Here is an 18,495-nt window from a genome sequence, read left to right on the forward strand (position 1 = left end):
AATTCCGGACATCGCGAAGAACACCGATGGCGTATTGCTCGCACAAAACTCGATTGACTACCGTACGAGCACATCAAAATATCCGGACACAGGGAGCCCTGGAGCATGCGTCCACGCGCGAAAGCGTACATCCTGGCAAGCCTCCTTCTCGGATTTCTGACAATCTTCCCGGCTGGCGCGTACGCCAGCCCGGCCGCCAAGATCGGCTCCAGCACCTGCAAAAACATCGGGAACGGGCAGATCTGCCTGTACATCTCCCCCGCAGGACAACAGGGGCAAATCGAAATAACGTACGAAAAGTGGGCCGGAAACCCGTTCGTCGGTCATCTCATCTGGAAGAATCCGGCCGGCACGATGTTCGGATCACCTGATATCGCGATGAGCTACCACAATATTTACGGGCAAACCTGGCCCACCTGGGTCGGTCCGGGATGCAACTATGGGTTGCTGAAGAATTCGAGCACCGGCCAGCTCTTCTCCACCGCCGCGCTCTGCGTGTGATCGTCGGCGCTCCGGTCCACGCCCACCCCCCTCACCGAGGGTGCCGACGCGAGCGATTCCGGTAGCCGAAAACGGTTCGTCTCTCCTGGTCCGCTCGCCTCTCGCTTCGCCCGGGCAGCAGTGACACTCGCCGCAGAGGTGGGTCCAGCGGGGCGGATGGCCTACCGTTGAGGCATGGCCGAGAACGGAGCTCTGCCGCCAGGCTGGAATCCTCGGTTCCACGAGGATCTGGTCGGGCTGGATCCGTACGACCCGGAGGCCCGTGCGTTCGCCGCCCATCTCGACCGGATGGAGCGCACCGGGCCGACCTTCACCGTCGAGGCGTGCCTGGACCAGGTCGCCGACTTCGCCGATTCCAGCACCCGCACCGGCGGGCTCCGCTACTGGGTGTCCGCGCTGGTCGTGGTGCTGATCGTGCTCGGGCTGCTGGTCACCGCCTGGGACATCGCGCTGCACACGGTCGCTTTTTTGTCCAGGTAACGTGGGAAGGGTGAAAGGTATGAAACCCGTCGTCGGCACCACTCCGCGCGTGGTGAAGTCCGACCAGGAATGGCGGGAGCAACTGTCCCCCGACGAGTACGCGGTACTCCGGCAGGCGGGCACCGAACGGCCGTTCACCGGCGAGTACACCGACACCAAGACCACCGGCGTGTACGAGTGCCGGGCCTGCGGCGCGGAGCTGTTCCGCAGCGACACGAAGTTCGAAAGCCACTGCGGCTGGCCGTCGTTCTACGACCCGGCGGATTCCGACGCGGTGCTGCTGCGCGAGGACCGCACCATGGGCATGCGGCGCATCGAGGTGCTGTGCGCCTCCTGCCACAGCCACCTCGGGCACGTGTTCGAGGGCGAGGGCTACGCGACCCCGACGGACCAGCGGTACTGCATCAACTCGATTTCCCTGAAGCTCGTCGAGGACTCCGCAGACTGACGCCTGAGTCCCGCAAGACCGCCCTTCCCGTCCCGGGGAGGGCGGTTTTTCGTCCGGCGGCAACCCCGTGCGAGCGGGTAGCGTGGATTGTTCATCCGGAGGGGGACCGTGATGGACTGGACGATCGAACGCGCGATGCCGGCCGCGCTGATCCTGGTGCTGGCGCTGGCCTGCTGGTGGCTCGGACGGCGGGCGGCGGCCCGATTGCACCGGGGCAGACACCCCGAAACCCGGCTGACGTCCGCGGCACAGGTCGCGTTGCTGACGAACGGTCCGATCCGGGTAGCCGAGACGACGGTCGCCTCGATGCTGGAGCGGGAGCAGCTTCGCGCGGATTCCGTGGGACGGCTGTATCGCACGCCGACCGCACCGTCCGACGCGTTGAGCCGGGAGGCCGCCGAACTGGCCGGTACGGGGATCGGGATCGCGACCGTGCTGCGTGGCCTCGTCTGGGGCGAAGCGGTGCGCGAACTGGTCGAGGATCTGACTAGGCGAGGCCTGCTCGTGGACGGCCAAGCGCTGCGGAATGCGTGGAAGTGGACCGCGATCGGGGAAGCAGTGCTGGCCGCGGCCGGGGTGGCGGCGTTCGTCGGCTGGCTGAACGGCTTCGCGCTGCTCTCGGTTCTGCTGCCGGGATGGTTCGCGTTCGCCGCGGTATCCCGCCGCCGGGCTGCTCGGAGGGTCCGGCCGACCGACGCCGGCCGGCAGGCAGCCGAAGCGGCGTGGCCGGACGAGAGCCTGCTCAGCGGCCTGACTGGCAGCGTCGCGGTGGGCGGGCTGGCGAATCATCCGGATCGCGAGTTGCGGGTCGCCCTGCTTCGCGGGCTTCCGGCGACGCGGCGGACCGGGGCGGCGATAGCGGGCGCCGGTGCCGCAGGCGGGTTCGCCGGGGCGGCGGGGTACTGGGCGGCCGGCGCGGGCTGCGGGTCTGGATGCGGCGGCGGAGCGGGCTGCGGCGGCGGCTGCGGGTCGGGGTGCGGCTCCGGATGCGGCAGCGGGTGCGGAGGAGGCGGCTGCGGCGGCGGGAACAGCTGAATCGGGAACGAATCGTGCATCAGGCACGTCAGTTCTGCCGACAGCATCCGGCGATCGGCCGGTTAGGGTTCCGGCAACGCTGAGAAGAGGGGGAAAACCGTGGACGAACCGTGGGGCATTTCGGGCCCGCAATTCCTGCTGATCTTCGGTCTGGCGCTGGCCGTCGTGCTGCTGGTGCAGGTGAGCTGGCCGGCGATCGCGCAGTCCCGGCGGCGGAACGCACCCGCCACCGTCGACGCGCCGCTGCGGCCGGACGTCTACCAGCTCGCCTACCTGGCCGGCGGCTCCGACCGCACGGTCGACACCGCGATCGCGACCTTGCTGGAACAGGAACTGCTGCGGGTGAGCAGCAAGGGCAAGCTGAGCGCGATCGGCAAGCGACCGTCTCGGAAAGGTCTGGAACGCGCGGTGCACGACGTCGCGCAGAGCGGCACGGCGACCGTGGCGATGGTGCGCAGGTCACCGGTGGTCCAGCCGGAGGTGGAGAAGATCCGCGAGGACCTCGAACGGCGCGGGCTGGTCGCGGCCGGCGACGGACTGGGCGGCTTCCGCCTGGGCATCGTGGCGGCGTACGCGGTGCTGCTGCTGATCGGCATCGTCCGCGCGGTCAACGGAGCGCAACTGGGCAGGCCGATCGGCGGGCTGATCGGCCTGCTCTTCGTCGCCGGGACCTTGACGTTGATCGCTTACGTGGTCCGAAAGGGCTCGAAGACGACCCATGCGACCGACGCGGGCCACGCGATCGTGGCGCGAGCCCGCGAGGACGCGAAAGCCGCTGAGGAACGGCCGGAGGAATTCGCCGCTCCGAACCGGAGCGGCAGCGGAGCGATGCTCGTCGGCGCCGCGGCGGTGGTCGCGCTCGGCGGTATCGCGCTGTATCCGGACGAGGAGATGAGTTCGGCCCTGATCAGCGGCGGTGGGAGCACCTGGGGCGGGGGCGGCGGTTCGAGCGGCGGATCGTCGTGCAGCAGTGGTTCCTCGTGCAGCAGCGGGTCTTCGTGCGGCGGAGGCAGCAGTTGCGGTGGGGGCGGCGGCTGCGGCGGATAGCGGCGCGGTCCAGTTCGAGGTGGGAGACGCCGTGCCCGCAGTGCCTGGCGAGCTGCGGACTATGCGACAAGCTTGGCGTTGAAACGTCGTCGGGCGGAGACGGAGGTGGGTGCGGTGGCTGACCGCTTGGGGATCGGCATCGGCTGGCGGCCGGAACTGGACCTGTCGGTCGCGCGGCTGCCGGGCGTCGACTGGGTCGAGGTGGTCGCGGAGAACCTGCACGCCCCGCACCTGCCGGAAAGCTTGCTGGCGTTGAAGGACCGCGGGATGCCGGTGCTGCCGCACGCGGTGTCGCTGTCCTTGGGCGGGGCTGAGCCGCTAGACACCGCACGGGTTGAGCACCTCGCCGAGCTGGCGAGGGCCCTCGACGCGCCGCTGGCCAGCGACCACGTGTGTTTCGTCCGCGCGGGCGGGCTCGACTCCGGGCATCTGATGCCGCTGCCGCGCACCCGCGAGGCGCTGGACGTGCTGGTGGACAACGTCCGGCTCGCGCAGTCCATTGTGGATGTTCCGTTGGCGCTGGAGAACATCGCCGCGTTGCTGGAGTGGCCGGAAAGCGAGCTGACCGAGGAACAATTCCTCACCGAGCTGACCGAACGGACCGGCTGCCTGCTGATCATCGACGTCGCGAATCTGTACGCGAACGCGCGCAACGTGGGCACCGATCCGGTGGCGTTCCTGGACGGGATTCCGTGGGAAAGGCTCGCCTACGTGCATATGGCGGGCGGCGTGGAGCGCGACGGGGTTTATCACGACACGCACGCGCATCCCGTGCTGCCAGAGGTGCTGGAGCTGCTGGCCGAACTGCGTCGACGCACGGATCCGCCGGGCGTTCTCCTGGAGCGCGACGACGACTACCCCACCGATTCCGAACTCGCTGCCGAACTGGTCGCGCTGCGGACCGCGGTGATGCTGTGAGCCGTGAAGAACTGGCTGCTCGGCAGGCTGCACTGTTGGACAGCCTGTTGACCGGGGCCGAGGCGCCGTCCGGCTTCGATGCCACGCGGTTGCGCGTCGAGGCGGACGTCCTGCTGGCTAAGCGCCGACGGCTGGTGGCGTACCTGCGACCGGACCTGCCCGAGACGCTGGGCGCGCGGTATCGGCCGTTGTTCGACGCCTACGCCGCGGAGCGGCCTAAGACGACTTCGATCCGGGCGCGCGAGTACGCCGACGCGTTCGCGGAGTGGCTCATCACCCGCGGTGACCTGCCGAAACCTCGCCGCAGGTGGTTTCGGCGCTGAGCCTGTTCCGGTTTTGTCGGTGGTGCTGGCTACGCTGGCGACATGTCTGGTTACGGCGGTGTTATCCGATCTCTGCCGAGCCGGGAGAGAGGGAACCTGTCGTGAACGGATTCTGGGCGGCCTTGGCCCCGATGTATCTCGTCTACGCGGCCACCGCCGTGGGCATGGTGAGCATTCTGGCCACCGGCAAGGACAAGCTGGCCAAGCAGGCGTCCGTGCCGGAGTCCGCTGCCGTGCCGCGCGATGTGTACGACGTCGCGTACCTGGCCGACGGGCGGCCTCGGGTGGTCGAGACCGCGATCGCGGCGCTGCTCGCGCGGGGCCAGCTGCGGGTCGGCGAGCGGGGTGAGGTCATCGCGGCCGGTCCGCCGCCGGCGTCGCCGCAGCTTGAGCAAGCCGTGCACCAGGCGGCCGGACGCGGCCGCCTGGCGTCGTGGGTCGCGCGTTCGCCTGCGGTCAAGCCCGCGATACGGGCACTCGAAAGCGATTTGGTCCAGCGGCGACTGGTCAGTCGGCGACGACCGTTGACGGGCCTCGGGTACACGCTGGTCGCGGTCGGCGTGCTCGTCGTGGCGGGCGGGGTGGGCCGGTTGGTCTACGACCTCGGCCGGGGTCATCTGAACGCCATGGTGCTGATCGCCTTCGCCGAGGCCGGGCTGACGTTCTGGCTCTGTCTCGTCGGCAGTCAGCGGATCACCAAGAAGTTCGCCGAACGGAAGGTCAGCTCTCTGCCGCCGACGACTGCCGGGGCGACAGTGCTCGCCCAGGCCGGACAGCAGGCCGCTGGCGGCGGTGGGACAGGCCCGGCTGAACTCGTCGCGCTGGGCGGGCTGGTGGCTTATCCGGACAAGCGGATCACGGGAGGGCTTATGCCGATTTAGCCGCTGCGTCGCGAGTGGCGCTCACGAGGGTGACTCGGCACGGCATCCGGCGGTGTTTGCGGGGCTGGCGGCGCTCGCAGGAGACCGACGCGAGGCTCGCGACGGCGGGGCGGCAGCTCCACGAGGCCGTCGCGGCACGCACGCAGCGCTCACGAGGCTGGTGCGCCAGCCCGCACCCGTGGGCCGGTTGCGCTCGCGAAGCCGACGGCACACGCAGGAGACCGACCCGAGGCTCGCGGCGGCGGGGCGGCATCCACACGAGGCCGTCGCGGCACGCCCGGGACTGGCAGCGCTCGCGAGAACTGGTGCGCCACCCGCAAGCCGGAGGTGCGCAGCGACCGGCTGCGTTCGCAGGCCTGTCGGTGCCCGCACGATAACCTCACGGTGCTCGCGAGGCCCACGGCACTCCGGAGGCCGGTGGAGTACTGCGGTGCCTGCGGCCGGACATGCGCACAAACCGGCAGCGTTCACGGGACTGGTGGCACCCGCACGAGACTGGCGCGGCACCCGCGAAGTGCGTCACGGCGAGTCCCGACTCGATCAGCGCGGCACTCGCGAACGCCACCAGCCCGGACGGCGCTTACGAGACCGGCTGAGGCACGACCGTGGACCACACCGCGGTGTCCGTGCCGGGCCGGTGTGACGGGTGGTCCCAGTGCGGCGGCGAGCCTGGCAGCTCTCCGGCCATCCGGACGCGAGTCATCCGGCCGAAGTCGCTGTCGACCGTTTCCAGGAGGTCCGTGTAGTCCACTTCGGACGGTTCGGGATCCTTGCGGCCCAAGGAATCCAGCCACCGTCCGGTACCGGCCAGGGAGAGCCGGGCGTGCCAGGTGCCGCCGTCGGTGACGGTGTGGCGCAGGGCCGTCATGATGGCGGCGGCGGTCAGCCAGCCGGTGGCGTGGTCGAGCGCTTGCGCGGGCAGCGGAGCCGGGGCGTCGGTGGCGTACTCCTCGGCGATGCCGGACGACATCTGCACGAGGCTGTCGAAGCCGCGGCGGCGGGACCACGGGCCGGTCCAGCCGTAGGCCGACACGTCCGCCACTACGAGGCCGGGGCGTAGTTCGGCGAGTTGTTCCGGGCCGAAGCCGATCCGGGCGAGTGCGCCGGGTCGGAAGGTCTGGAGCAGGACGTCCGCGCGGGCGATGAGCTTCTTCAGCTTCGCGCGGCCGCCCTCGGTGTCGAGTGCGATGAACGCGGAGCGCTTGCCCTGGCCGGTGTCCATGGTCAGCACGGGAATCCGCGGCAGGTGCGCGGCGCCGACGTGCAGCACGTTCGCGCCGTGCGCGGCCAGTACGCGGCCCGCGACCGGTCCGGCGAGCACGTGCGTCAGTTCCAGCACGCGGACGCCGCCCAGCGGGCGGTCCGAGTCGAACAGGGCGCGCTTGGGCGCTTCACCGATCCGGTTCAGCTCGACCAGCGGCAGTTCCGCGACGGCCCGGCCTTGCGGATGCGCCAGCCAGTCCTCGCGCGAGCGCATCAACGCTGCCGCGCCGCCCGCGGTCACCACGGCGGATTCGACTTCCGCCGTGGTTTTCCCGGCCACGGCCTTGGTCACCGCTTCGCGGGTCGCCGGAACGCCGAGCGCCCAGCAGACCGCGGCCTCGTGCCGGGTGGTGTTGCAGTGCAGCTTGATCCAGCCGTCGGCGGCGCGGTAGTCGCCCGCGATGCGGCCCCACGGGCTCGGCCCGGGTTCGCCGTCGATGCGCAGCAAATGCTCGCTGCGGAACGCGGCGGCGGCGTGCCGGGTGTCGACCGACACCGTGCCGGGTTCGATGCCGCGCAGCCGCAGCAGTTCACCGGCGGAGAGGGTGGCCGCGGCGATGCTCGCGGTCGCCATCGCGGGGACCCGGAAGTGCCCGGGCAGCACGGATTCGTCGCCGGTCAAGGACACGGCGGGCAGCGGTTCCCCGGCGAGCGACTGCCAGGCCCCGGCGAGTACGTCCTGCACCGGCGGTTACGGCAGAGCCGCGACGAGTTCGGCGGGCGGCACCTTCGTGCCGGTGTAGAACGGGATCTCGACGCGCACGTGGCGACGGGCCTCGGTGTTGCGCAGGTGGCGCATCAGGTCGACGATCCGGTGCAGTTCGTCGGCCTCGAAGGCGAGGATCCACTCGTAGTCGCCGAGCGCGAACGACGCGACGGTGTTGGCGCGCACGTCCGGGTAGTCCCGCGCCTCCTTGCCGTGGTCGGCCAGCATCTTGCGGCGTTCCTCGTCGGGCAGCAGGTACCAGTCGTAGGACCGGACGAACGGGTACACGCAGACGTACTTGCGCGCTTCCTCGCCGGCCAGGAACGCGGGCACGTGGCTCTTGTTGAACTCGGCGGGCCGGTGCAGCGCGGTCTGGCTCCAGACCGGCGTGGACGCGCGGCCCAGCGGCGTGTGCCGGAACCCGGTGTAGGCGGCCTGGACCTGTTCGATCTCCTCGGCGTGCCACCAGATCATGTAGTCCGCGTCGGCGCGGAGGCCGGACACGTCGTACACGCCCCGGACGACGACGCCCTTGGCCTCGAGCCCGTCGAGATACTCGGCCGTCTCGCGGCCCGCGGCGCCGCGGTCCTCCCCCAACTTCCCCGGTTCGATCCGGAAGACCGACCACATGGTGTAGCGGATCGTGTCGTTGAGTTCGTTGTAATTCAGCCGCGCCATGACTCCATCCTGGCACTGCCCGCCGAGCGATCGCCACGGGGCTTCCGTCACCCGAAGAGCTGCTCCGCGATCCGCCGGGCGGCGGCATCGGCCGTGGCCACACAGGCAGGCAGTCCGACGCCGTGCAGTGTGGCGCCCGCCACGGCCAGCCCCGGGACGTCCGCCACGGCCGTTTCGATCCGCGTCACTCGCTCCAGGTGCCCAGTGCCGTATTGCGGAAGGCCGCCGCCCCACCGCGTCACCAAGGTGTCGATCGGCTCCGCGGTGACACCAGCGAGCTGGGCCAGGTCCGCTCGGACTGCCGCGACCAGCGAATCGTCGTCGCCGTTCAGCGCGCCGGGTTCGCCGAACCGGCCGACCGAACCGCGCACCAGCACCGGGCCGGAACCGCCCAGGTGCGCCCATTTGTTCGACGAGAACGTGAACGCCTTGGACGCGTACGGCACGCCTTCCGCGTCCCGCTCCCCCGCACCGATGAGGATTCCGGACGCGTCGGGCAGCTCAGTGCCCGGCGGGAACGCGAACGCGACGACTGCCATCGACGCCAGTTCGACCTCGCCGAACGCGGTCGAAGCCGCCGGGGCCACGCCTTCGAGCAGCTTCCGGGCGGCCGGTGCGGGCACCGCGAGCAGCACTGCGTCAGCGTCCACCGGACTGTCGGCAGGCGCGTGCGCTGGCGCGGCAGCACCGAATTCGAGCCGCCAGCCGGTGGATGTCCGGGTCAGGGCACGGACGGTCGACGCGGTGCGCAGCTCGGCACCGGACAGCTCCAGCAGCCGGTCGAGCAATCCCCGAAAGCCGCCGGTGAGACTGCCGAAAACCGGTGCGGTGCCTGGTGTTTTCGGCAGCAGCGAGGAAGCGGCCTCGGTGAGCGAACCCGCTCCGCCTTCGATCGCGTTGGCCAGGCCGGGCATCGTCGCGCGAAGGCCCAAGCCGTCGGCTCCGCCCGCGTAAACGCCGCCCAGCAGCGGATCGACCAGGCGGTCCACCAGCTCGTCTCCGAAGCGCGTGCGCAGCAACGGCCCGAGCGGGACGTCGCCCTCGCCAAGGTCGACCGGGCCGAGCGAGCGTTCCTTCTCGACCGCGCGCCGCCCGTCTTCGGACAGCACGCCCGCGACCGATTCCGCGGACGCCGGGACTCCCATCACCGTGCCGGGCGGCAGGCTCTGCACCGAACCGCCGGCGTGGATCGTGGCGCGGGCCTTCGTCGGATGCACCAGCCGATCGCCGAGGCCGACCTCCTCGACCAGCGAAAGCATCTCGGGCCGCCGGGCGAGGAACGCTTCGGCTCCGACGTCGTAGCCGACTCCGCCGACCTCCGCCGTGCGCAGCTTCCCGCCGATCGCCGCCGTGCTCTCGAAAACGGTGATCGTCGCCCGGTCGCCGAGCAGCCGGCGCAGCCGGTACGCCGCGGCCAGCCCGGAGATCCCGCCGCCGACGACCGCGACGTGCTTCACAGCGAGTGCACCAGGTCGACGACGCGCTTGAGCACCTCCGGGTCCACTCCCGGCAGCACGCCGTGGCCGAGGTTGAACACGTGCCCGCGCGCGGCGCGGCCCTCCTCGACGATCCGGCGCACCTCGGCTTCCAGGACCGGCCACGAGGCGTACAGCAGCGCCGGGTCGAGGTTTCCCTGCACCGACACCTTGCCGCCGAGCCGGTGGACCGCGACGTCGAGCGGAATCCGCCAGTCGACGCCGACCACGTCCGCGCCCGCCTCGCGCATCGCGCCGAGCAGCTCGCCGGTGCCGACGCCGAAGTGGATCCGCGGCACGTCGTACTCCCCGGCCGCGGCCAGCACCCGGGCCGAATGCGGCAGCACGAACTCGCGGTAGTCGCGTTCGGACAGCGCACCGGCCCACGAGTCGAACAGCTGCACCGCGTCGACACCCGCGTCGAGCTGGGCGCGCAGGAACGTGGCGGCGATGTCGGCGAGACGCGCGGCGAGGTCGTGCCAGACCTCTGGCTGCGAGTGCATCAGGGCTTTGGTGTGCTCGTGGTTGCGGCTCGGGCCGCCCTCGATCAGGTAGCTGGCCAGCGTGAACGGTGCGCCGGCGAACCCGATCAGCGGCGTTTCGCCGAGCCGCTCCACCAGCAGCCGGACGCCCTCGGCGACTTTCCCGACCTGCTCCGGTTCGAGCTTCGGCAGCGCACGCACCGCCTCTGCGTCGCGCACCGGCGAGGCCACGACAGGGCCGGTGCCCGGCACGATGTCGATGTCGAGACCGGCCGCCTTGAGCGGGACGACGATGTCGCTGAACAAGATCGCCGCGTCGACGCCGAGCCTGCGGACCGGCTGCATCGTGATCTCGGCGAGCATCTCCGGGTCGAAGCACGCGTCGAGCATCGGCACGCCCTCGCGCAGCGCGCGGTACTCCGGCAGCGAACGGCCGGCCTGGCGCATGAACCACACCGGGACGTGCGCGGGCCGCTCCCCGCGCGCGGCGGCGAGGAAAGCCGAACCGGGCAGAGCGCGACGGGGCGAGGCGGAGGGGGCGCCGACGGGCGCGGACGAAACCTGAGGCACGAACCCCATGGTCCCACGCGGGTCCGACAGTCCCGGGCCGCCCCGGGCTCAACGAGCCTGGATGCCGCCACGTCGGGCGCGGCTGGCGAGGCGTTTCGCACTCCTCCGTCGCCGGATTCGGCACCGAGCACTCGGTACTACTGCCGTATTCGCTGCTTCCGGCGTGCTTGACGCGGATTTCAGCTGCCTCGGGTTGGCACCTCCCGGTCCACGGCTTTCGTTGCGCGCAATCCAGCCAACGTGACCTTGGGGCGCGCGACGCGGCTTCGAAGCCGACCCAGGCTCCGCTGTCCCTCGCGCACCGGAGACTCAGCAGCAGGAGACGGGCGACGCGGAGGACTGCCGGAGCGGTTCCGCGGGTCGCGGCTGGGTCTCGCTCGGCGCGCCTGCGTCCGGAACCGGGCGCCGCCGCCCTACAGTCGGAGCGTGACCGCGATGACGCCAGTGCCCGATCTCTTCCGCGAAGCCGTCGCGGCGCTGCAAGCCGTCCGGCCGCGTCCGGAGATCCGCCTGGAGACCATGCGCGCGCCGCAGCGGCTCGCGCCATGGTCCTACGCGTTGAGCTGCGAGGTTTCCGGGCCTGCCGACGTGCTGGCGTCCGGCAGGCTGGTGCTGCTGCACGATCCGGACGGCCAGGAAGGCTGGGACGGCGTGCTGCGGCTGGTCATGTACGTGCGCGCCGAACTCGACCGCGAGCTGGCCACGGACCCGTTCCTGCCCGCAGTGGGCTGGTCGTGGCTCACCGACGCGCTGGAGGCCTCCGGCGCCTCGTGGAAGGCGCTCGGCGGCACCGTCACCGAGACGTCCTCGGCCCGGTTCGGCGACATCTCCGGCCCGGCCCGCACCGACGACCTCGAACTGCGGGCGTCCTGGACGCCGACAGACGCCGCGCTCGGCCCGCACGGGCTCGCGTTCTGCCAGGTGATGGCGAGCGTCGTGGGGCTGCCGCCGGTGGGCGTCACGCTGTTCGAGCAGCGGCAGAGCTCCTGATTTCCCAAGTTCACCCGGTCGGGCAGCGTCTCGGCGGCGCTTGCACGCGCACGGACGCGCCTTAGCGGGCGGTTTCGCGCGCCCGGAGCGCTCCGCGAAGATCTTCGGCGGGGCTTCCGGCCGACCTCGGCCGACCGTCCATTGTGGACCGCAGGGGCCGCTGCTCCGGATGCCGCACGTTCGTGGCCGGGCGTGATCACAGCCAGTGAACCCCCGGTCACCAGCTCTGACGCGGTTCCCGGCCCCGTTTCGCCGCCCGCGCCGCCCTCCGCGCGCCTGGGCGGAGCGCGCGGCGAAACATGAAAGAAAATGATCTTGCCCCGGCCGGAGCGCATTTCCGCGCCCGGGTCGCCGGGGCGGCGGCCCCGCTCCGGCAGCACCCGCAGGTGCACGGGCCATCTGCACGCTCGTTTCGATGCCGGTAACTGAGGTGCATCGCGGCCGGATCGCCAGTCGTTAACAGAACTCCAATCGTTAGTCCGATCGTGTTACAACGATCTCGCTGAGTGACGAACTGTTTCGGATAGATACCCATTCGATCCCCCCGCGACGGCGTCCGGGCGGCTACAGTGCCTTGGACGACACCACTTTCGGTCTAAAGCTGGCGCGGCTGAACGGCCGAAGGTCCCGGTGCCGGTCGGGGGGCACGACCGACTCCAGGGAGGTAGTGACGTGGCTACCGTCGGCTTATCTCAGGCCGTCCGATCCACGCCAGCCGGTGCTTTGCCGGCGAGCATGGTTCCGCACCCGCGGGAAGAGCTTTTTTCCGTGTTGGTGGTCGATGACCACCCGCTGTTGAGGGAGGCAATCGCAGCACGACTCGCACAGATGGGTGCGGGCACCGTCCACGAAGCCGCCACGGTGGCCGAGGCGAGGGCGCGAGCACAGGCCACCGGCCCGTGCGACCTGGCGATCCTCGATCTCGGACTGCCGGACGGCAGCGGCATCGAGCTGGTTACGGAACTCCGTAGCCACGGCTGGCCGCGCGTGGTGGTCCTGGCATCCTCCGACGACCCGTACGCGGTGCGCTCCGCGTTCCAGGCCGGAGCTCAGGCGTACCTGCTGAAGTCGGCGTCGCCGGTGGTGGTCACCGACGGCGTGCGCCGGGTTCTCGAAGGCGGCGTCTACGCCGACCCGAGCGTGGCCCCGGTCCTGGCGACCGGCACGCGAGTGGCGGGCACCGACAACACCCCGCGCGAGCTGTCGGCTCGCGAGGTGGAGGTGCTCCAGCTCGTCGCGGACGGGCAGTCGAACAAGGAGATCGGGGAGGAGCTTTCCCTCTCCGCGCTCACCGTCAAGTCCCACCTGTCCCGCATCGGGCGCAAGCTCGGCACGGGCGACCGGGCGCAGATGGTCGCGCTGGCGATGCGAGCCGGCGTGATCCGCTGACGACGACGAACCACGTCCCTGCGGGGCGGGCGGACCAGGCGCGGTCCACCCGTCCCGTAGGGTCGTCGGACATGGGAACTGCACAGGCGGACGGAGCACGGACCGGAGACGAGACCACCGAGACCTCCGGAACGCCGGTGCTGCTCCGCGAACCCGCCGAGGGCACCCCGCCGGTGGTGGCCGATCCGACCGCGCTCGCCGAGGCGTGCGCGCGGCTCGCCGCGGGCACGGGCGCCGTCGCTGTCGACACCGAACGGGCGTCGGGCTACCGGTACTGGCCCAAGGCCTATCTCGTCCAGCTGCGCCGCGAAGGCTCCGGCACGGTGCTGATCGATCCGATCGCGCTCGCCGACGACCTCGCCCCGCTGCGGGACGTCCTCAACGACACCGAATGGGTGCTGCACGCGGCGTCCCAGGATCTGCCGTGCCTGGCGGAACTGGGCCTGCGCCCGCGGTCGCTGTTCGACACCGAGCTGGCCGGAAGGCTGGCCGGGTACGAGCGCGTCGCGCTGGGCACCCTCGTGGAGCTGCTGCTCGGGTACACCCTCGAAAAGGGGCACAGCGCCGCGGACTGGTCGAAGCGTCCGCTGCCGGTCGACTGGCTCAACTACGCCGCGCTCGACGTCGAACTGCTCAACGAGCTGCGCGCGAAGCTCGAGGCCGAGCTGGCGGCGCAGGGCAAGCTGGAGTGGGCGCGGCAGGAGTTCGAGGCCGTCCGCACCGCTCCCCCGCCCGCGCCGCGCGCGGAACCGTGGCGCCGGACGTCCGGCGTGCACAAGATCCGCAGCCCGCGCGGCCTCGCCGCGGTCCGGGAGATGTGGCAGGCCCGCGACGAACTGGCCCGCAAACGCGACCGGGCGCCGAGCCGGATCCTGCCGGACAGCGCGATCGTCAACGCGGTGACCGCGGACCCGAAGACGGTCGAGGAACTGCAAGCACTGCCGGTGTTCAGCGGGCGGGTGCAGCGCAAATACACGGCGAGCTGGCTGCGGCACCTGCAGGCGGCCAAAGCGCTGCCCGCGAGCGAACTGCCCAGCCCGAGCCAGCCGTCCGACGGTCCGCCGCCGGTGAACCGCTGGGCCGACAAAGACCCCGACGCCGCCGCCCGGCTCGCCGCCGCGCGTGCCGCGTTGGCCGCGATCGCGGAGGACCGCAAGCTGCCGGTGGAGAACCTGCTGCTGCCGGACCTGGTCCGGCGCACCTGCTGGCGGCCGCCGGCCGACCTCGCGGAGGATTCGGTCGCGGATGTGCTGCGCGCGGGCGGGGCGCGGCCGTGGCAGGTCGAGCTGACCGCGGCGGCGCTGAGCAAGGCGTTGCACAGCACGGCGTCCTGAGGCTTGCCAGGTGGTTCAGACCTCTAGGTGAGGTTTAGACCTACGCGCGCGCGTCAGGAACGGCGGCGAGCCGGGCGGCGATAGCCGAGCGACCGCGCCACGCCGGTCGCCGTCGTGACCACCGCGGGCACCAGGTGGGCCACCGAGGTTGTTTCCCGGCGGCCCACGACCGCGACCGCTGCGGTGACGCGGGCGGAAGCGTCGCGGATCGGAGCGGCGACGGCGACCGCGTCGTCGGCGAGCTGGCGGTCGGCGACGCAGTAGCCGGTGCGGGCGATGTCGGCGAGTTCGGCGCGCAGGGTGTCCGGGTCGGTCGTCGTGTGCTGGGTTTCCGCCGCGATCGGGCTGGTCAACGCGGATTCGCGGGTGTCAGCGGCGGCGTGCGCGAGCAGCACCCGGCCGGTGGCGGTGGTGGTCGCGGGCAGGCGGCTGCCGGTCGTGGTCAGGATGCCGACCGAGCGGTGTCCAGCCAGCCGGGCCAGGAAGACCACGTCGGTTCCGTCCAGGACGGCCAGGTGCACGTTTTCGCCGGTGGCGTCGAACAGATCGCCCAGGTACGGCAGGGCGATTTCGCGCATCGACGCCCGGGCCAGCGACAGCGAGCCCAGTTCCCACAGTTTCAGGCCGAGGTGATAGCCGCCGTGTTCGTCGCGGGTCAGCGCTCCCCATTCGGCCAGCTCGCCGACCAGCCGGTGCGCCGTGCTCAATGGCAGGTCCGCGGCCTGGGCGATTTCAGTCAGGGAAAGGACCGGCGTCTGTGCGCTGAAGCAGTCCAGCACCGACAGCAGCCGCGCCGCCGCGGTGGGTCTGGCTTCCATGTGGCGGAAGTCTGATTGAGGCCGGGCGGCGGCGCAAGCCACACTGCGGGCGTGGGTCGGCCAAGCGAGAAACACACCGAGTCGGTTTTGATCACGGGTGCCGGATCAGGTCTCGGGCTGGGAGCGGGGTTGACGCTCGCGGCACGGGGGCACCGGGTGTTCGCCACCGTCGAACGGGACGACCAGGTCGAGCCGACGCGGGCGGCGTTCGCCGAGCGCGGGCTCGCCGCGGAGGTTTCCCGGCTCGATCTGCTCGACCCCGCTGATCGCGAGGCTGCCGCGGCGCTCGACGCGTCCGTTCTGCTCAACAACGCCGGATTCGGTGCCGAAGGTCCGTTGTTGCGCACGGATTCCGCAGTGGTTCGCAAGACGTTCGAGGTCAACGTCTTCGGCACGCTCGAGCTGACGCGGCTGGTCGCCGACCGGCTCGTCGCCGCCGGACGCGGCGGGCGGATCGTGTTCGTGACGTCGGTGGCCGGGTTGTTCGTCGCTCCCGGCGCGGGCGCGTACGGGGCCAGCAAGTTCGCCCTCGAAGCCATGGCGCAGGCGGTCCGGCAGGAATTGCGGCCGCACGGGATCGAGGTCCGGGTCGTCGAACCCGGGCCGTTTTCCACCGGGTTCAACGAAAAACTCGTGGAGAACGCTCCCGCCTCGGACCACGACTTCTCGGATTTCCTCGCCATGCAGCGCGATCCGTCGGCGGCGATCGAGACGATCGCGCGGGTGGCGGCCGGATCCGGGTCCTACCGGACGATCGTGCCCGCGGAGTTCGGCGCGGTCGTGCGCGAGCAGCAAGATCGGCTTTGGGAGCAGACCGACCTGGTCGACCCGTGAGAAAGTGCGACAGCACACCAGCACGAGACAGGAGCACATGAAAGTGAAGATCGCGGTTCTCGGGGGCGGACACGGTTCCTGGGCCACGGTGGCGGAACTCGCCGAGCACGGCCACGAAGTGCGCTGGTGGCGGCGGAACGCCGAGGCGCTGGAAGCGGTTCGCGCGGCCGGGGCGGTGGCCGTCCGGGACTACCGGGGCACCCGATCGGTTCCGCTGGGCGACGGCGCCGGGGAAATCAACCCGGTGGCCGACCTCGCCGAAGCGGTGCGCGACACGGCGCTGATCGTGATCCCGCTGCCCTCGACCACCCACGACGACCTGGCTCCCCGGCTCGCCCCGCTGCTGACCGAGGGCCAGGTGGTGTTCCTGCCGCCGGGCACGTTCGGTTCGCTGGTGTTCGCCCAGGCCGTCGCCGCGGCGGGCGGAAGCGCGGAGATCGCCTTCGCCGAAGCCGGGACGCTGCCGTACCTGGCGCGTCGGCACGGCGACGCGGAAGTGGTGATCAGCGGGTACGCGACCCGCTTGCCGACCGGGGTTTTCCCGCTGCGGCTGGCCGAAAGCGCGTTCAAGACGCTGCGCGAGGCGTACCCGAGCGTCGAGGACGCGGGCGACGGGCTCAGCGGGGCGCTGATGAACGCGGGCCCGATCATCCATCCGCCGTTGATCACGATGAACGCCGGTCCGCTGGAGCATTTCGCCGCCTGGGACATCCACAACGAGGGCACGCAGCCGTCGATCCGCCGGGTCACCGACGCGCTCGACGCCGAACGGGTCGCGCTGCGCGAAGCGTTCGGCTACGGCGCGCCGCACTTCCCGCTGGCCGACCACTACGCCACCGACGGCGAGGAGTGGATGTACGGCCGCGCGGCGCACGAGCGGCTGACCGACAGCGGCGACTGGCGCGAGAAGATCGACCTTCACACGCACCGCTACATGGTGGAAGACACCCGGCTCGGGCTGTCGCTGCTGGTGTCCGCGGGCCGGTGGGCCGGGGTCCCGACGCCGGTCGCGGAAGGCCTGCTCGCGCTCGGTTCCGCCATCACCGGCCGCGATTTCTACGCCGAGGGGCGGACTTTCGAGAACCTCGGCCTGGCCGATCTCGACCGGGCCGGTCTGACCACGCTGCTGCGGAACGGGGTTCAGTCGTGATCGCCATCGTCGGAGCCGGGCGGATGGGCGAGGGCATCGCGCTGGCCTTCCTCGCGGCGGGACATCCGGTGCTGCTCGCGGACGTCAAGGACCGCACCGAGGAAGAACGCCAGCTCCGGCGGGACGAGGTCCGGGTGCGGCTCGCGGACCGGCTGCGCGCGATGTTCGGCCACGCGGACGCGCTGGAAAGCCTGACGCTGGGCGACCGTTCGGCGAAGGAACTCGCTGACGCGACCGTGGTGTTCGAGGCCGTGCCGGAGGTCATGGACGTCAAACGCGAGGTGTTCGGCTGGCTCGGCTCGCAGGTGCCGGAGTCCGCGGTGCTGGCCTCGACGACGTCGACCTTCCTGGTCACGCAGATCGCGGAACTCGCCGACCGGCCGGAGCGGGTCGTCAACGCGCACTGGCTCAACCCGGCCGAGCTGATGCCGCTGGTCGAGGTCAGCCGCGGCGAGGACACCGATCCGGCCGCGGTGGACCGGCTTGTCGCGCTGCTGCGCGAAATCGGCAAGGTGCCGGTGGTGTGCGGGCCCGCCGCCGGGTACATCGTGCCGCGGCTGCAGGCGCTGCTGATGAACGAGGCCGCGCGGATGGTCGAGGAAGGGGTGGCCGGAGCCGCCGAGATCGACCTCGCGGTCCGCGCCGGGCTCGGGCCGCGGTTTTCCGTGCTGGGACCGCTGGAATTCATCGACTGGGGCGGCGGCGACATCCTGTACTACGCCTCGCGCTACCTGACCGGCGAACTCGGCGAGCGGTTCCAGGCTCCCGCGATCGTCGAAGAGAACATGACCGGCCGGCGGCGCGGCCTGCAGGACGGGGCCGGGTTCTACCGCTTCGACCCGGCCGGGGTCCCGGACTACCGGGCGGCGCGGATGCGGGAGTTCGAGGACATCTTCCGGCTGCGAGAGCCGCATTTGCGGGACGGCACGCCGGTCCCGGTGCGTCCGGAGGACGATTCGGCGGAGTGATCCGGCCGCGGGCCTTGGCGAACTGGCCAAGGCCCGCGCGTCGTCCAGCCCCGCGACGGCATCCACCGGCTTCGGCTGCTTCCGATCGCTTCCGCCCGACTGGTGTCCACTGTGGACTCGCAGCCGAGTCCGCGGCATGCGCGAGTCCGTGCGCGGCGGCACCGCCCCGCCCGTCGAACTCGCCGGGAAAACGCCCCGTTGCCGC

The 18,495-nt window shown here is 71.2% G+C and carries 19 protein-coding genes; 14 read left to right on the forward strand and 5 right to left on the reverse strand.

Translation table 11 applies throughout. The features are described from left to right. Positions 1 to 105: 105 nt before the first annotated feature. The 8 genes from ACZ63D_RS06645 (at position 106) to ACZ63D_RS06680 (ending at position 5,633) form a co-directional block, all read left to right on the forward strand. Positions 106 to 501 (forward strand): hypothetical protein, encoded by a 396-nt coding sequence (locus ACZ63D_RS06645; RefSeq protein ID WP_465353285.1) that lies wholly within the window; start codon positions 106 to 108, stop codon positions 499 to 501. Between the two features lie 174 nt (positions 502 to 675). Continuing rightward, positions 676 to 981: a hypothetical protein gene (locus ACZ63D_RS06650; RefSeq protein ID WP_116206679.1), complete on the forward strand. Its 306-nt coding sequence runs from the start codon at positions 676 to 678 to the stop codon at positions 979 to 981. Positions 982 to 1,000: 19 nt separating this feature from the next. Continuing rightward, positions 1,001 to 1,429: a peptide-methionine (R)-S-oxide reductase MsrB gene (msrB, locus tag ACZ63D_RS06655; RefSeq protein WP_465353286.1), complete on the forward strand. Its 429-nt coding sequence runs from the start codon at positions 1,001 to 1,003 to the stop codon at positions 1,427 to 1,429. 111 nt (positions 1,430 to 1,540) lie between these two features. After that, positions 1,541 to 2,464: a TIGR04222 domain-containing membrane protein gene (locus ACZ63D_RS06660; protein ID WP_465353287.1), complete on the forward strand. Its 924-nt coding sequence runs from the start codon at positions 1,541 to 1,543 to the stop codon at positions 2,462 to 2,464. A gap of 99 nt (positions 2,465 to 2,563) precedes the next feature. Beyond that, positions 2,564 to 3,511, forward strand: coding sequence for a TIGR04222 domain-containing membrane protein (locus tag ACZ63D_RS06665; protein ID WP_465353288.1), 948 nt, complete (start codon positions 2,564 to 2,566; stop codon positions 3,509 to 3,511). Positions 3,512 to 3,625: 114 nt separating this feature from the next. Continuing rightward, positions 3,626 to 4,429 (forward strand): MbnB/TglH/ChrH family RiPP precursor modification enzyme, encoded by an 804-nt coding sequence (locus ACZ63D_RS06670; protein WP_465353289.1) that lies wholly within the window; start codon positions 3,626 to 3,628, stop codon positions 4,427 to 4,429. After that, on the forward strand, positions 4,426 to 4,752 hold the full coding sequence (locus ACZ63D_RS06675) for an SCO6045 C-terminal-like domain-containing protein (RefSeq protein ID WP_465353290.1): 327 nt from the start codon (positions 4,426 to 4,428) through the stop codon (positions 4,750 to 4,752). The genes ACZ63D_RS06670 and ACZ63D_RS06675 overlap by 4 nt, the downstream gene beginning before the upstream one ends. Positions 4,753 to 4,853: 101 nt before the next feature. Beyond that, positions 4,854 to 5,633 (forward strand): TIGR04222 domain-containing membrane protein, encoded by a 780-nt coding sequence (locus ACZ63D_RS06680; RefSeq protein WP_465353291.1) that lies wholly within the window; start codon positions 4,854 to 4,856, stop codon positions 5,631 to 5,633. 580 nt (positions 5,634 to 6,213) lie between these two features. Here the strand turns inward: ACZ63D_RS06680 and ACZ63D_RS06685 are convergent. From ACZ63D_RS06685 to hemE, 4 genes are read right to left on the reverse strand one after another with little or no spacing between them, the layout of a single operon-like run. Beyond that, entirely contained in the window at positions 6,214 to 7,581 is a 1,368-nt protein-coding gene (locus ACZ63D_RS06685; protein ID WP_465353292.1) for a CoA transferase, read from the reverse strand. Between the two features lie 6 nt (positions 7,582 to 7,587). Continuing rightward, a complete protein-coding gene (gene hemQ / locus ACZ63D_RS06690) occupies positions 7,588 to 8,280 on the reverse strand; it encodes a hydrogen peroxide-dependent heme synthase (protein ID WP_465353293.1) in 693 nt (230 codons plus the stop codon). 47 nt (positions 8,281 to 8,327) lie between these two features. After that, entirely contained in the window at positions 8,328 to 9,737 is a 1,410-nt protein-coding gene (gene hemG / locus ACZ63D_RS06695) for a protoporphyrinogen oxidase (protein ID WP_465353294.1), read from the reverse strand. Next, complete coding sequence (hemE, locus tag ACZ63D_RS06700) at positions 9,734 to 10,816, reverse strand: uroporphyrinogen decarboxylase (protein ID WP_465353295.1); 1,083 nt, start codon at positions 10,814 to 10,816, stop codon at positions 9,734 to 9,736. The genes hemG and hemE overlap by 4 nt, the downstream gene beginning before the upstream one ends. 417 nt (positions 10,817 to 11,233) lie before the next feature. Here hemE and ACZ63D_RS06705 point away from each other — a divergent pair, with 417 nt between their 5' ends. From ACZ63D_RS06705 to ACZ63D_RS06715, 3 genes are all read left to right on the forward strand, one after another. Then, the gene (locus tag ACZ63D_RS06705) at positions 11,234 to 11,797 is read left to right on the forward strand and encodes a DUF3000 domain-containing protein (protein ID WP_452079220.1); all 564 of its coding nucleotides are present in this window, start codon (positions 11,234 to 11,236) and stop codon (positions 11,795 to 11,797) included. 672 nt (positions 11,798 to 12,469) lie between these two features. After that, complete coding sequence (locus ACZ63D_RS06710; RefSeq protein ID WP_033291604.1) at positions 12,470 to 13,186, forward strand: response regulator transcription factor; 717 nt, start codon at positions 12,470 to 12,472, stop codon at positions 13,184 to 13,186. Positions 13,187 to 13,257: 71 nt separating this feature from the next. Continuing rightward, complete coding sequence (locus ACZ63D_RS06715; protein WP_465353296.1) at positions 13,258 to 14,520, forward strand: HRDC domain-containing protein; 1,263 nt, start codon at positions 13,258 to 13,260, stop codon at positions 14,518 to 14,520. Positions 14,521 to 14,573: 53 nt separating this feature from the next. Here ACZ63D_RS06715 and ACZ63D_RS06720 read toward each other — a convergent pair whose 3' ends face one another. After that, positions 14,574 to 15,338: an IclR family transcriptional regulator gene (locus ACZ63D_RS06720; RefSeq protein ID WP_465353297.1), complete on the reverse strand. Its 765-nt coding sequence runs from the start codon at positions 15,336 to 15,338 to the stop codon at positions 14,574 to 14,576. 51 nt (positions 15,339 to 15,389) lie between these two features. Between ACZ63D_RS06720 and ACZ63D_RS06725 the strand changes: the two genes are divergently transcribed. From ACZ63D_RS06725 to ACZ63D_RS06735, 3 genes are read left to right on the forward strand one after another with little or no spacing between them, the layout of a single operon-like run. Further along, positions 15,390 to 16,172: an SDR family NAD(P)-dependent oxidoreductase gene (locus ACZ63D_RS06725; protein ID WP_465353298.1), complete on the forward strand. Its 783-nt coding sequence runs from the start codon at positions 15,390 to 15,392 to the stop codon at positions 16,170 to 16,172. Positions 16,173 to 16,209: 37 nt separating this feature from the next. After that, the gene (locus ACZ63D_RS06730) at positions 16,210 to 17,322 is read left to right on the forward strand and encodes an NAD/NADP octopine/nopaline dehydrogenase family protein (protein ID WP_465353299.1); all 1,113 of its coding nucleotides are present in this window, start codon (positions 16,210 to 16,212) and stop codon (positions 17,320 to 17,322) included. Then, positions 17,319 to 18,290: a 3-hydroxyacyl-CoA dehydrogenase NAD-binding domain-containing protein gene (locus ACZ63D_RS06735; RefSeq protein ID WP_465353300.1), complete on the forward strand. Its 972-nt coding sequence runs from the start codon at positions 17,319 to 17,321 to the stop codon at positions 18,288 to 18,290. Before ACZ63D_RS06730 ends, ACZ63D_RS06735 begins: the two co-directional genes overlap by 4 nt. Positions 18,291 to 18,495 lie beyond the last annotated feature (205 nt).

The organism is Amycolatopsis sp. NPDC104775, from assembly GCF_055583325.1.